The organism is Oscillatoria sp. HE19RPO (assembly GCF_024220515.1).
Lineage (GTDB): Bacteria > Cyanobacteriota > Cyanobacteriia > Cyanobacteriales > Laspinemataceae > Laspinema.
The window spans coordinates 20,742-33,313 of sequence record NZ_JAMXOT010000198.1 but is presented as its reverse complement, the minus strand read 5'-3'; the positions used below and the strand labels follow the sequence as shown (position 1 = coordinate 33,313).

Genomic DNA, 12,572 nt, shown 5'->3' with positions numbered 1-12,572 from the left:
TTCCTCAATTTAGGACAATCAGCAAAAATTGTCGCAGAAACCCGGTTTCTTGGCCTTTCGCAGGGGGTTCAGAAACCGGGTTTCTTTCCTCAATTTAGGACAATCAGCAAAAATTGTCGCAGAAACCCGGTTTCTTGGCCGTTGGGTGGGGGGGACGGTGCCATCTGGTCAACCGGGTTGTAAACCGATGCCTAGCGCTGTAGCGAGCAATACTCAAACGGTGTTCCGTGGATAAAAGACACCTGCCTTTTGACTTAGGGGTGCTTCTTCTTTTGGGTAGATGACTCATCAGGGGAGCAGGAGCCAAACTAAAGTGTTAGAAAACATGACAAGAGGATCAATTTATGTCTACTAACGGAAAGACAAAGTGCGTCCCTAATTTAGAGTACGATTTGCTGACCGTCATGCACAACAAGTGTGAAGCGGTGAATGCTTACGATACTTATATTGAAGATGCTCAAGCCGCCGGATCACAGCCTTGCGTGGAACTGTTGCAAAAGCTCAAGGAATCGGAAATGGATCAAGTCAAAGAGATCCGTCAACACCTGCAAAAGGTGATGCAAACCGCGTAATCGCGATCGCCTTGGAGATGGAATGGATTTTTCCAAGGATCGGACTGCGATTTCTAGGGAATCCGCAGATGCTTTTTCAACAGTAACCATCACAACAAGTCTGGGAAAAGCCATTTAAAACAACTCCAATAAAAAAAGTCGGGGAATTCCTGGAGGTTACTCCAGAAATTCCCCGACTTTTGTAATGGGAAAAGCTCAATCAGGGTTGAGTTTGAAATGAATCATCAACCCTGGATTGCTCGATAGTCGATTAGGCGATCGCCGCCATCTTCACATCGCTGTTCGCTAACAACTCTTGCAATTCATCGGCATCAACGGTTTCTTTCTCAATCAGGAGTTGAGACAGTTCATCCAAAACCTCCCGGTTGGAAACGAGCACCTCTTTAGCGCGTCCGTAGGCTTGTTCCACCAGATTGCGAACTTCATCATCAATCGCTGCGGCGGTTTCTTCGGAGAAGTCACGCTCTGCCATGATATCGCGACCGAGGAACATATTGCCTTGCTGACGACCGAGGGCCACTGGACCCAGGCGATCGCTCATTCCAAAGCGAGTGACCATCTGCCGTGCGACTCGTGCCACCTGTTGCAAGTCATTGGAAGCACCGGTGGTGACTTCTTCCTCACCGAAGACAATTTCTTCCGCAATCCGACCGCCAAGGGCCACTGCCATCTGATTTTGCAGATAGGACCGGCTGTACAGACCGGAATCCATGCGTTCTTCACTGGGGGTAAACCAGGTTAACCCACCGGCACGTCCCCGAGGAATAATGCTGATTTTTTGCACCGGGTCATAATCGGGCATTAAGGCACCGACTAAAGCATGACCCGCTTCATGATAGGCAACCAGAGTTTTGCGTTTTTCGCTCATCACCCGGTCTTTTTTCTCCGGTCCGGCAAGGACGCGATCGATGGCATCATTGATTTCATCCATCGAAATTTCGGTCAAATTGCGTCTTGCCGCCAGAATTGCGGCTTCGTTGAGCAGGTTGGAGAGGTCAGCACCCGTGAAACCAGGGGTCCGACGGGCGATTTTGTCGAGGTCCACATCCTTCGCCAGGGTCTTACCGCGCGCATGGACATTGAGGATTTCCCGACGACCGGCATAGTCAGGGCGATCGACCACCACTTGGCGATCGAAACGACCGGGACGCAATAAAGCGGCATCGAGGACATCGGGACGGTTGGTGGCGGCAATAATAATGATGCCGGTGTTGCCTTCAAACCCATCCATTTCGGTCAGGAGTTGGTTGAGGGTTTGTTCCCGTTCATCGTTACCACCGCCTAAACCGGCACCGCGTTGACGACCTACGGCGTCAATTTCATCGATAAAGACGATACAGGGAGCGTTGGATTTGGCTTGTTCAAATAAATCGCGGACGCGAGAGGCACCGACTCCCACAAACATTTCCACGAATTCTGAGCCCGAGATGGAGAAGAAGGGGACGCCCGCTTCGCCCGCCACTGCTTTGGCCAGGAGGGTCTTGCCGGTTCCCGGAGGGCCGACTAATAAAACACCTTTGGGAATCTTGGCACCAACAGCGGTAAAGCGATCGGCGTTTTTCAGGAAGTCTACTACTTCGCTCAGTTCTAGCTTGGCTTGCTCAATACCGGCGACATCCCCGAAGGTGACTTGGGTTTGAGGTTCCATTTGCACCCGTGCTTTGGATTTGCCAAAGTTCATCGCTTGAGAACCTGGGCCATTTTGAGCACGACGAAGCAAGAAGACTAAGCCCACTAAGAGGAGAACAGGGAAGAATAAGCTACTGAGTGCCTTGAACCAGAAGCCTTCATCGCCTTGAGGGGAGACTTCAATATTGACTCGGTGGTCAGTGAGGATGTTGAGGAGTTCCGGGTCATTGGGTAAATTGACGACAACCTTTTTGCCATCCTGAGCGGTGACTCTAGCTCGGGAGCGATCGGAGGTAATGACTACCTTATCAATGCGGTTGTTTTGAACTTCCTGGATAAACTGACTGTAGCGCCAGGTTTCCTCGTTTGATGTTTGATTTTCAAAAAATGTCGTTGCTACAAAGATAACAACGATCGCCAGCATTGCGTATAGTCCGGCGTTTCTCCATTTTTTATTCACCAGCGGTCCTCCTAGTTCTGGAATGGGGGGGTGTTTGGGCTATTTTTATTCTACTGTTGTTAACTAATGTTAACGTATTATCAGAATTTGCGGGGCGAGTGGTCAAGGAAAAGCTGCCGCAATTGGCTGAACCCTTGATGGGAGTAAGGATAAGCAATCGTTTGGGTTTCTGAGAAAACTTCACATAAAGGAATGACTTCTACCACACTATTACTATAGGCCAAGGCTTCAAACCCGCTCACCACGTCGGCTGTCCAGGGTTCGAGGATGGCAGGATGACCTTGATGGTTGAGGCAGTTCAGAAGTTGCGATCGCATCACCCCGGGTAAAATCCCTACCTCAATAGGCGGAGTCCACCACCGCCCCTCCCGCCATCCCCACAGATTTCCGGTACTGGTTTCCAACCAATTCCCTTGACCATCTATTAGAATAGCTTCCTGACAACCCTGCCGTTGAGCCGCTTGCAGCGCCAACCAAGCGGAGAGATAGTTGCCGGTTTTATGGGTCGGGAGCGATCTCATAAACAAAGAATCCGCCGCCACCCAAGCCTTCACCCCAACTTCTTGACGAATCGCCAACTCCGATGGTAAAATACGCCCTATAATTAATTCTCTCCCATCCGGGAAAATCGAAATCCGTAACACTGGCCACCCAGCCATCATCAACTCCGCCCCCTCCCGCACCCGCACCCAATCCGGTTCAGCCCACTGAAAGGGTTCCAGGGAGGATTTCAACCGCCGACAATGCGCCTGCCATGCAGTCAGGGGAGAATCCAAGGACTGCTCATAAACCCGTAGAGTGGTGAAAACAGTGGCCCCATACAGGAGAGCAGGGTCAGTAATTGAGAGTTCGAGGGTGCTAGAGTCGTGCAGAGAGCCGTTGTAGAACATTGGGGCTTTAACTATTTTTTATCCGGCAAAAATTGTAAAATTTGCTCTAGTAGTTGTTGAGCGGGATTATAATTTTCATCAAAAGAGAGGGCCATTTCACAAGCTGTTTTTGCTTCCTGCCAGCGTTGCAAATTTTGGTATGCACAGCCCAGCCGATAAGCGGGATAAGTATTGAGAAAACTAACATCAAATGGATCGCGTGTGTAGTAATTTCCTTCTTGACCTAGTTGCAGACACTTTTGAAAATAAGGAACCGCTCCCACGGTAAATCCTAACGCTATGAGTAGATCCCCAGCCAGTGCATTCAAAGGAGGAAAATTAGGACACCAGTCTAGTCCTCGTTGGCACAACATCCTTACCGTTTCATAGTCTTCCTGTTTCAAAGCTTGAGATCCAAAGAAATAAAGCATAGTCGGAACCCACAAAAATTCCGTAGGGGCTTCTCCATCAAGCACATAGTGAACAAGACCCTCGAAGAGTTCATCATAATACTCTTGCGCTTTTTCGCTTTGTCCTACATCCTGACACATACTTGCCAAACAGTAGAGATTGGACAAACTTAGCCCCTCCTCCTCGCGCATCCGTTCTAAGATAGGAATATTCCGCTCTCGGGCTTTTTGTTGTGTAAATTCCGGATTGCTGTAACCGTAATGTAAAATTTTGAGACTATCTAAATCTCCTCGAAAACGACCGGCAATTTTTTCTCCACAATACATTAAACGTTCATGTAAGCGACCTTCATATTTGATATCTTGGTGATTTCTAAATAATCTCTGAAATTTCCCACCTACTTCCTTTGTTTCTGACCCAACATCTATTAATATCATCGAATAGGCTAAAACCTCTGAATTAGCAACAAGGGCTTCTCTAAAGTTTTCAGAATTGACAACTAACTCTTCATCAGCATCTAAACTCAAAATCCATTCACCCGAGGCTTGAGATACCGCATAGTTTCGAGCGGCTGCAAAATCATCGCACCACTCAAAGTAAAAAACTTGAGCACTCTGCTGACGGGCAATTTCCGGCGTTCCATCCTGCGAACCCGTGTCTACAACAATCATTTCATCTACATAAGGTTTGACGCTCTGTAGACATCGGGTAAGATTATTTTTTTCATTTTTGACAATAGCGCAAAATGAAAGAAATGGTTTGTTCATATAATCAATACAATCAACAATTAAAATTCAATGGTGTTTTATTTAGTAGCAATGACATTCAAGCTAATTAAGGTATCTAAAATCCTTAAGCTACTACAGTCATTAAATAAATTAAACTCCGAAACGGGTTCATAATCCTTAAAGCCTACTTCCTCCAAATAAAAAGCTAAAGTTTCAGCATCAAAGCCGACTTTGTGTACATCATATTGATTGATTTGTCCTCCGTATAAAATTCTCATCAAATGAAGACGTTCAATGGGCGTCATATTAGGATGAAGATACAGCCAACATAGGGCTTTTAAATCGGGAACACTTAACAATAGTTTCCCACCGGGTTTAAGAACTCTATGCCATTCCTTTAATGTATCAATTAATTCATTATTTAAGCTATGATGAAAATGTTCTAAAACATGACTAGCATAAATTACATCCACCGAATCACTTTCAAACTGACTCAGATTAGAAGCATCACTGATAAAGTCTACTTCAGGTCGATCTTCAATATCTACAATTTTCCAATCTGGTTTGATTTCCGTACCCCCGATATGGAGCTTGACTTGATTCATAGTTGATTTTAACGCCCTTACAATTGTAAACTTTGATCGCCAAGATATGGTTCTTACGGTTAGCTCATTTTTAATTGAGTTTTTGAGATGGCCTACGAGTGAATGAGGGTTACAGACTTCCTAAACAAATGTTGACGAAAGTCACTTGATGTGTATTTCATGCCAGAGTTACTGGTTTATTCTCAGCGCGAAAGTGAAAACGCTATAGATAGTGCTTCGGTATTCTCCGAACCCCTAAAAACAATGAGCGCACGGCAAGTGTTTGACCCAGAACCATAAAATGACGATCAGACTTATAATATCATGCTTGAGCATGATTCAATCAGTCTGGATTGTAGAAAAATGCTTTGGGCTAAACTGCTGAGCAGGGAAGGCTTTCTTAAGTTTTGTTTTCTGAACTTCCGACCAAATCAAGGGGAAATGGGTTAAATGCTTAACAAATTGTAACTTTTTTACAGAGGTAAGGCGTCCGTTCAATATGTTAATCTGAGCATATCATTTAAATCTCCATGCTAACGGTGACTGAATCCTAGAGGAAATAATTTACCTGTGCTACAGTATAGCTTCGGAAACTAAATTTCCAGACCCTAGCAAGTCTGTAAAGACTGACTAGGGTATAAAAACCCTTTGATCAACGCAGTAGGGTTGATTTTAAAATGAACCGAACAAGTATATGGGGTTTATGCGTAAGTCTTGGTAAAGTGGCGTTATATCGTGAGGAATTCGGTTTGTGTTGAGTAAATTTCCAACTTAAAATTTGAGACAATCTAGCCCTCCCTAATCATTACTTAACTCTATAATCAATCAAGGATATTATATGCCCGTTTTTATTGATAGCTTGAAGAAAAGTGGACACCTAGACCAAATTGATTTAACCCTCTGTCAGGTGGGTTCTCGTAAATTAGGAGAGCAAGATGACTGGGGTAATCAAGGGTGGGATATCTTTGCACCTAAGTTGACTATCTATGGATTTGATGCTGACGCTGATGCCTGTGATTCAGCTAATGCTGATCTAGAAAAAAAAGAAGCAAATTGGAATGAAATCCATATCCCGCTTGCACTGGGAAATTCTGCAGGAGAATCTACACTTTATGTTACAAAACACCCCATGTGCAGTTCTTTATACCAACCTAATGAACCCTATTTAGAAAGGTTGGGAGGGATGATTCCTGAGCTCATGAAGTTAGATTTTACAGTTGAAATAGAAACTACCACTTTAGATTTTTTCTGTCAGTCCGAAGAAATTGAGAAAATTGACTTTTTACAAACTGATGTTCAGGGAGCGGACTTAGATGTATTGCAAGGGTGTTCTTATCTTTTGGGTAAAAGCATTTTAGCCGTTAAATCTGAAGTGTTATTTGCACCTTTATATGAAAAATGTCCCTTATTCGCTGATGTAGATAGTTTCATGAGACACAAAGGCTTTAGCTTATTTACTTTAAATACTGCATACCGTCCTCGCCAATGTTCCCCTATTGTATCTCATTATGGTGGACAATTACTATGGGGAGATGCTTTTTATATGCGAGATCTTTTAGGCAATAGCCCTACAGATTTAAAAACGCCGTACCATCTTCTTAAACTAGCTTGCATCGCTGACTTGATGGATTGTACAGATTATGCCCTGGAATTGCTCCAATATCTGACTTTGAAACATGGAAGTAATCCTAAATACAATTGTGCGAAGCAGATCGTAGAAGGGCTATCTCAATTTCCAGAATTAGTGAAAAATGGATTAGAATCGCTTTCAGTAATTCAACAAATCCAAAGTTATATTATCACTTAATTTTGAGGCATTTACAAAATTAACCCAGCCAGCACTATTTTGAATTTAAAATAATTCTATACTCGGGCATTTTTTAAATAAACCCCTTTGGTTAGCCCCCTTTAGTTTGATATTAGGTTCATATAATTGGACCACATTTTTTGGTAGGTTCTCTCCATATTTCGGGTGAATTCTTCAGCATTCCAGAGAGAAGATATTTGGCGAGAGTGCAACATACGCCAGGATATTTCTTTACGGAGTGGTGCATCTTTACCCAAACGAATTCCCCAGTTTACATATTCCTCATCCGTCCAAGCAATTCCTTCGTTGACACCTACATTCATCATCATCGTATAGCTATTACGCGAGGCAAATTGCTCTCCAACTCTCGTCACCAAAGGAATTCTCATCCACAATGTTTCTAATGTAGTAGTTGCACCATTGTAAGGATAAGTATCCAAAACTATATCCGCGATACTGAGGTTAGCACGGTGAATTTCCTCTGAGGCAACCTCGGGCAAAAATCGTAACCGATCGTCTTCTAATCCGAGTTCGTTCGCCATCTGCTTAAAAAAGCCTTTCACTGACTCTTGGTCTCCACTACTTTTAACCAAAAAATAACTCTTGGGGACTTGTTTAATAATTTGTAACTGTAATTTTACATTATTAGGATTGCGTTTATACCCCGTTTGTCCGCTAAAATAGACGACGGCATCATCTGGAATCCCTAATTGATCGCGACGCAAGGTGGGAATGCCCACTTCAAATCCATCCACCGCAAGGTAAACCTGTGGAATCCGCCAGATCTTTGCTACATAATAGTTTTGAGCCGATTCAGGGAGAACATAAGGATCTGCTAAAAAATAATCGACGGCTGGCAAATCCGAGGCATCTGAACCCAACCATGTCACTTGAATGGGTGCAGGCTTTAAAGCTAAAACTGGAGCAATTAAATGATGCGTTAGGCTATCTAAATCAACTAATATATCAATTTTATCGTCAGAAATTGATTTTGCAATTTCAATAGGACTGAGCCGAGATACATCATGAAATTTAAAAACTCTTTCAGCAATGTATGATTGTAAATCATCATTTTGATAGCGTAACGAGTAAGCATAAATCTGGAACTTTTCGGGGTTATGATAGGCAAATAGCCAACGCGCTATCCAGCCAACGGAGTGTCTACAAAAACAGCTTGAGAGGTAGCCAATTCTTAGAGAGTTACCACGAGATCCGAGATAAGACGATTTATACCTATCCTGTTTTACTCCCTCAGCAAGCGCAGCTTGAACTTTTGTTTGATAAAACTGAGCAAACTGACTCCGAAATTCATGGGTATTTTGAGGAGTGTCAGTGAAATAGGGGGGGAAACTAAGTGTTCCCATCAAACCTAGAAGAAAATCTAATGGTAAGGGGGGATCTTTATCCATCAAATCACGCATTAACCTCTGATAATCTAGGGAAGTTTCATAGGAGTTTTGCCAGGCTCCTCCCTGATTTAGCAGAGATTTCATTGTTAGATAGCTGGCGCTAATCTGGTGTTCAAGAGATGTAGAAGATTTTATGGATACTTGATTACAAACTTCTATACTTTGCTTAAATAAGCCTATCCTTTGATATGCCTCAGCTAAATTAATCAGGACTGACAAGTTATGAGGTTCCAGTTTTAAGGATAACTCGGCATATTTTATAATGATATCTGTCGATACCACTTGATTCTTGATGAACCGATCAAGTTTGGTTAAAAGTAGTTTTTTAAAGCTTAAAATATCTATGTTTTCAAATGTTAATTTTTCTAACCAGTCTATTGTATGTGTTGAATGCGGAAAAAAATCTAAAAATTTTTCTAAAAAAGTCAAGAAATTAGAGCTTCCTTGATTCTTCTTATAATCCAACAGTTTTATCAACATAGGATGGAGCAGAGCATAATCATTTTGGGGGAAATTAGAAGAGAAAATTGTATGATTTAAAACCTCATCTAACTGGTCTGGGAACAGCTCAATTACGCAGTCCAAAATCGAGTAAACATTAGTATAATTTTCAAGAGATGCTTGTCGGATAGCTTCTGTTTGTAAAATGTCAATCAAATCTCCTGTATCGGCTCGATTCTCCTCTCTCTCTAGTTTTGATCTGACTGCATCCCAGGTGATTTTAGCAGTTACTTTCTTACCCTGAAGTAACCTCATTAATCCCAAATGCCAGTAAGAGGAGATTTGTGACGGTTCCTCAACAATTACTTGTTCATAAAGTTGTGCAGATCTTTCGTAGTCACCTTCCATCCAAAGTTCATAAGCTTTTGGCTCTAAAATGTTACTCTGGTTTTCAAAAATCACCCTATCAACTCCTATTATTTATAATAAAACAATTACTATTTTTGTATAAAAAATAATTTTAGTTTTTATACAAACTTAAAATTATCTCTATCTAAGGCGTTGTTTCAAGATACTTAAGCCACATTTGTTGGTAAGCATTTTCTATTTCCCGAGCAAACTTTTTACCATTCCAGAGTGGTGCATTGTGGCGAGAGCGCAGCAGTCGCCAGGATATTTCTTTCCGCAATGCAGAATCTTCCCCTATGCGAATTCCCCATTCCACATATTCGTCATCGCTCCAGGCAATTCCCTCTGTTACACCCACATTCATCATCATCGTATAACTATTGCGAGCCGCAAATTGCTGTCCAACTCTTGTAACTAAAGGGATACCCATCCACAAGGTTTCCAGAGTAGTTGTAGCACCATTATAGGGGAATGTATCTAGTACCACATCTGCGATACCAAGGTTAGCTCTGTGAGTTGATTCTGTGGCAGCTGGAGGCAAAAAGCGCAGCCGATTAGGATCCACTCCTTCTTCTTCGGCAAGCTTAGTAAAGAAGCTTTTGATAGATTCTTTATCGGCAAAACCCTTAATCAAAAAGAAGCTATTAGGGACATTTTTAATGATTTTCATTTGTAGTCGCGCTGTATTCAAATGGCGCTTAAATCCTCGCTGTCCACTGAAATATACGACTGCATTATTGGGAATCTCTAACTGATCCCGACGAAGAGTCGGTACACCTACCTCAAACCCATCCACTGCTATATAAGTGTCGGGTAAGCGCCATATTTTTTCAGAGTAGTAATCCTGAGCCTCTTCTGGCAACACATAGGGATCCGCCAGAAAGTAATCAATGGCTGGTAAACCGGAAGCATCCCACCCCAGCCAAGTTACTTGAACTGGCGCGGGTTTTAGGGCCATAACTTCAGAACTGACATCGAGAGTAATACTATCTAAATCAACTAAGATATCAATTTCATCTTGAGAAATTTGTTCGGCTATTTCTATATTATCTCCTCCAAATTTATGAGCCTTAAATACTTGACTTTCATACCAGTCTTGTAAAGGTTCTCCGGTGTAACGATAGCTCACAAAATAAATATAAATTTCAAACCTATCGCGATCGTGATGTTGGAACAACCATCGCGCTAACCAACCTACCGAATGACTTTTCAGACAATGGGAGACATAGCCAATTTTCAAAGGTGCGGATTCCGCCCCCAAGCCAGTTTTTTTACGATTAAGATGTCTTTGTTTATAGCGTTTTACTGCTTCAGGGTCATAACTTTGAAGATAAGACTGGCAAAGACCCATGAGTTGATTTTGCATCAAGCGGGTTTGTTGGGGTACGTCCTGAAAATAAGGTAAAAAGAAGCTGGAAGTTATCAAACGTGCTACTGTAGGTTGGTCTATCTCTGTGGGAGGTTCCTTTACTAGGTTTGATATTAGTAATTCGTGTCGCTTTAATAGCTCACAGGCTTCGTCCCAGTACCCCCCAGCGCACATCAATCCTCGAAGTAGCAAGTGATTGGCAAAAATTTTATGCGGTAGCTTTTCAACAATCGAATAACACCACCGAGCGATTTCAATTCCCAAAGAATAGTATCCAGAATCTTGATAAAAAGCAGCTAAATGTCGCAGGATTTCTGGATTACTGTCATCTATCCGTAGGCACAACTCCATGAGCGATGAAGCCATTGATAGGTTTCCCAGGGAGTACCCTATGTCTGCAACAGCGTGCAATATAACCCTGAAAAAATCAGGATGGGGGTGGACGTGGGGCATACACAGTGCTGCAAACTCTAAGGATGATCGCTGTAATGGGGCCAATTCTAAAACCTTCTTTAAAATTGGCATTAGCCGCTCGGCATCAATGCTCCCGGGTTGCTGATTATGAAGCAGTTCAATGATGCTCCATTCAATCATTTCTTCTGGACTAAATTTTTCGAGTTGGATTGCCAGTTGAATCAGATCGAGTAGGTTATTCAGATTTGTAGGCTGAATCTCGCGGATATGCCCTAGTATCAGCCAAGCCGGTGAATATTCTCCTAATGCTTTCTGCCGATCGGCTTCTTTTTTCAGAACTTCTATCAGTTCTTGTGTCCACTGCTCCAATTCTTCTGGGTCGCCCTCCAGCATTCCTAGAAGCCACGTTGTTTGAGCTTCTGCCTCTTGGCCCTGTAATAGGACCATTAATCCCAGATACCAATAGTGCAACTTTACATCGGGTTCTATTTCTATAGCTTGTTCATAAAGACTTGCAGCTTTGCTATACTCACCCTTAAGGAGATATTGATAGGCCTGCTCGTGCCAATTACTGAACTGACTTAAAACACTATCAAAGGTCATAGAATCAATGAATCAATTTAGGTGCAGGAACTATATTTTTCTCAAAAGGTAAATATCGGTGGTCTTCGTTTATTTAGAGCTAGGTTAAATGAATTGAATAAATGGTATGGATATAATAGGGATGAATTCTATTAACTATAGCGGCCCGTTCTCGATTTTTTCAATAGTTTGAGGGATGGTTTATATTGTCGGTTTGGCCCTCTGGATAGGTGTATTAAGTAGTTGGGTTGGTGATAGCTAGTTTAAGAAAATGAGAGAGGGTAGTGTAAACTCCCCTCTCTAATTGCTCTTGAGTTAGTTGAGTGTTCTTAGCAGTTCTTTAATATCCTAACTATTCAAGAGTCTTCATAGCACCGCAGGTTGCACCAACACCAGGTGCTGCAGCCACAGTCGGGGCTGTGTTAGGTGGCTTGGGATCGGCTTCCTCACAAAGAATGGCGCGCGTCGTAGCTTGAGAGGTAGTTGGATCGGTGACAGACCAGACGAGTCCGGCGTAAGGTTTGAGGCTGTTAACACGAGTTTTCGCTTGGTTGTTAACGCTACTTGGTAAAGTACCACCTGCAGCCACCATCGAATACTCGTAATTTGTTGTTTGGGTTTGAATACCCACGCCTAGATTTGCCATATCTGTGGCAAAGCCATTACGCTCCAAAAATACTGCTTGCTGCGCCCGGTTCATAGCACCAATATTGTTACGAGCTTCAACCTGTTTGGCTTTGTTAGTCTGGCTTAACAGTGAGGGTAATGCGACAGCAGCCAAAATACCGATGATAATGACCACGACGAGCAGTTCGATTAAGGTGAAACCCTCTTCTCGATTTTTTTGATTGATATGTTGGAGGAATTTGGCTTTAAATTCGGTCTTCAT

General features: G+C 42.7%; 9 protein-coding genes. 2 read left to right on the top strand and 7 right to left on the bottom strand.

Annotated features, from left to right (window positions below; all coding sequences use genetic code 11):
• Positions 1-344 precede the first annotated feature (344 nt).
• The gene (locus NG833_RS18405; protein WP_254566727.1) at positions 345-572 is read left to right on the top strand and encodes a hypothetical protein; all 228 of its coding nucleotides are present in this window, start codon (positions 345-347) and stop codon (positions 570-572) included.
• Positions 573-822: 250 nt separating this feature from the next.
• Here the strand turns inward: NG833_RS18405 and ftsH3 are convergent, their stop codons facing one another.
• From ftsH3 to NG833_RS18385, 4 genes are all read right to left on the bottom strand, one after another.
• Positions 823-2,661 carry an ATP-dependent zinc metalloprotease FtsH3 gene (gene ftsH3 / locus NG833_RS18400; RefSeq protein ID WP_309143864.1) on the bottom strand — a complete coding sequence of 613 codons (1,839 nt, stop codon included), beginning with the start codon at positions 2,659-2,661 and terminating at the stop codon, positions 823-825.
• A gap of 80 nt (positions 2,662-2,741) precedes the next feature.
• Positions 2,742-3,551, bottom strand: coding sequence for an aminotransferase class IV (locus tag NG833_RS18395; RefSeq protein ID WP_254566726.1), 810 nt, complete (start codon positions 3,549-3,551; stop codon positions 2,742-2,744).
• 11 nt (positions 3,552-3,562) lie between these two features.
• Positions 3,563-4,708, bottom strand: a complete 1,146-nt coding sequence (locus NG833_RS18390; protein ID WP_254566725.1) for a glycosyltransferase — start codon at positions 4,706-4,708, stop codon at positions 3,563-3,565.
• A 38-nt stretch (positions 4,709-4,746) separates the two neighbouring features.
• On the bottom strand, positions 4,747-5,274 hold the full coding sequence (locus NG833_RS18385; protein WP_254566724.1) for a methyltransferase domain-containing protein: 528 nt from the start codon (positions 5,272-5,274) through the stop codon (positions 4,747-4,749).
• 817 nt (positions 5,275-6,091) lie between these two features.
• On the opposite strand from NG833_RS18385, the gene NG833_RS18380 reads away from it, so the two are divergent.
• On the top strand, positions 6,092-7,060 hold the full coding sequence (locus NG833_RS18380) for an FkbM family methyltransferase (RefSeq protein WP_254566723.1): 969 nt from the start codon (positions 6,092-6,094) through the stop codon (positions 7,058-7,060).
• Positions 7,061-7,161: 101 nt separating this feature from the next.
• Here the strand turns inward: NG833_RS18380 and NG833_RS30850 are convergent, their stop codons facing one another.
• From NG833_RS30850 to NG833_RS18365, 3 genes are all read right to left on the bottom strand, one after another.
• Positions 7,162-9,372 carry an O-linked N-acetylglucosamine transferase, SPINDLY family protein gene (locus NG833_RS30850; protein ID WP_254566722.1) on the bottom strand — a complete coding sequence of 737 codons (2,211 nt, stop codon included), beginning with the start codon at positions 9,370-9,372 and terminating at the stop codon, positions 7,162-7,164.
• A gap of 91 nt (positions 9,373-9,463) precedes the next feature.
• Positions 9,464-11,704 carry an O-linked N-acetylglucosamine transferase, SPINDLY family protein gene (locus tag NG833_RS18370; RefSeq protein WP_254566721.1) on the bottom strand — a complete coding sequence of 747 codons (2,241 nt, stop codon included), beginning with the start codon at positions 11,702-11,704 and terminating at the stop codon, positions 9,464-9,466.
• Positions 11,705-12,035: 331 nt separating this feature from the next.
• Positions 12,036-12,572 (bottom strand): type IV pilin-like G/H family protein, encoded by a 537-nt coding sequence (locus tag NG833_RS18365; protein WP_254566720.1) that lies wholly within the window; start codon positions 12,570-12,572, stop codon positions 12,036-12,038.

Bases quoted from the DNA above. Each gene is read 5' to 3' on its own strand.
- NG833_RS18395 (WP_254566726.1), bottom strand. From the start codon at position 3,551: ATGTTCTACAACGGCTCTCTGCACGACTCTAGCACCCTCGAACTCTCA.
- NG833_RS18405 (WP_254566727.1), top strand. From the start codon at position 345: ATGTCTACTAACGGAAAGACAAAGTGCGTCCCTAATTTAGAGTACGAT.
- NG833_RS18390 (WP_254566725.1), bottom strand. From the start codon at position 4,708: ATGAACAAACCATTTCTTTCATTTTGCGCTATTGTCAAAAATGAAAAA.
- NG833_RS18385 (WP_254566724.1), bottom strand. From the start codon at position 5,274: ATGAATCAAGTCAAGCTCCATATCGGGGGTACGGAAATCAAACCAGAT.
- NG833_RS18370 (WP_254566721.1), bottom strand. From the start codon at position 11,704: ATGACCTTTGATAGTGTTTTAAGTCAGTTCAGTAATTGGCACGAGCAG.
- NG833_RS18365 (WP_254566720.1), bottom strand. From the start codon at position 12,572: ATGAAGACCGAATTTAAAGCCAAATTCCTCCAACATATCAATCAAAAA.
- NG833_RS18380 (WP_254566723.1), top strand. From the start codon at position 6,092: ATGCCCGTTTTTATTGATAGCTTGAAGAAAAGTGGACACCTAGACCAA.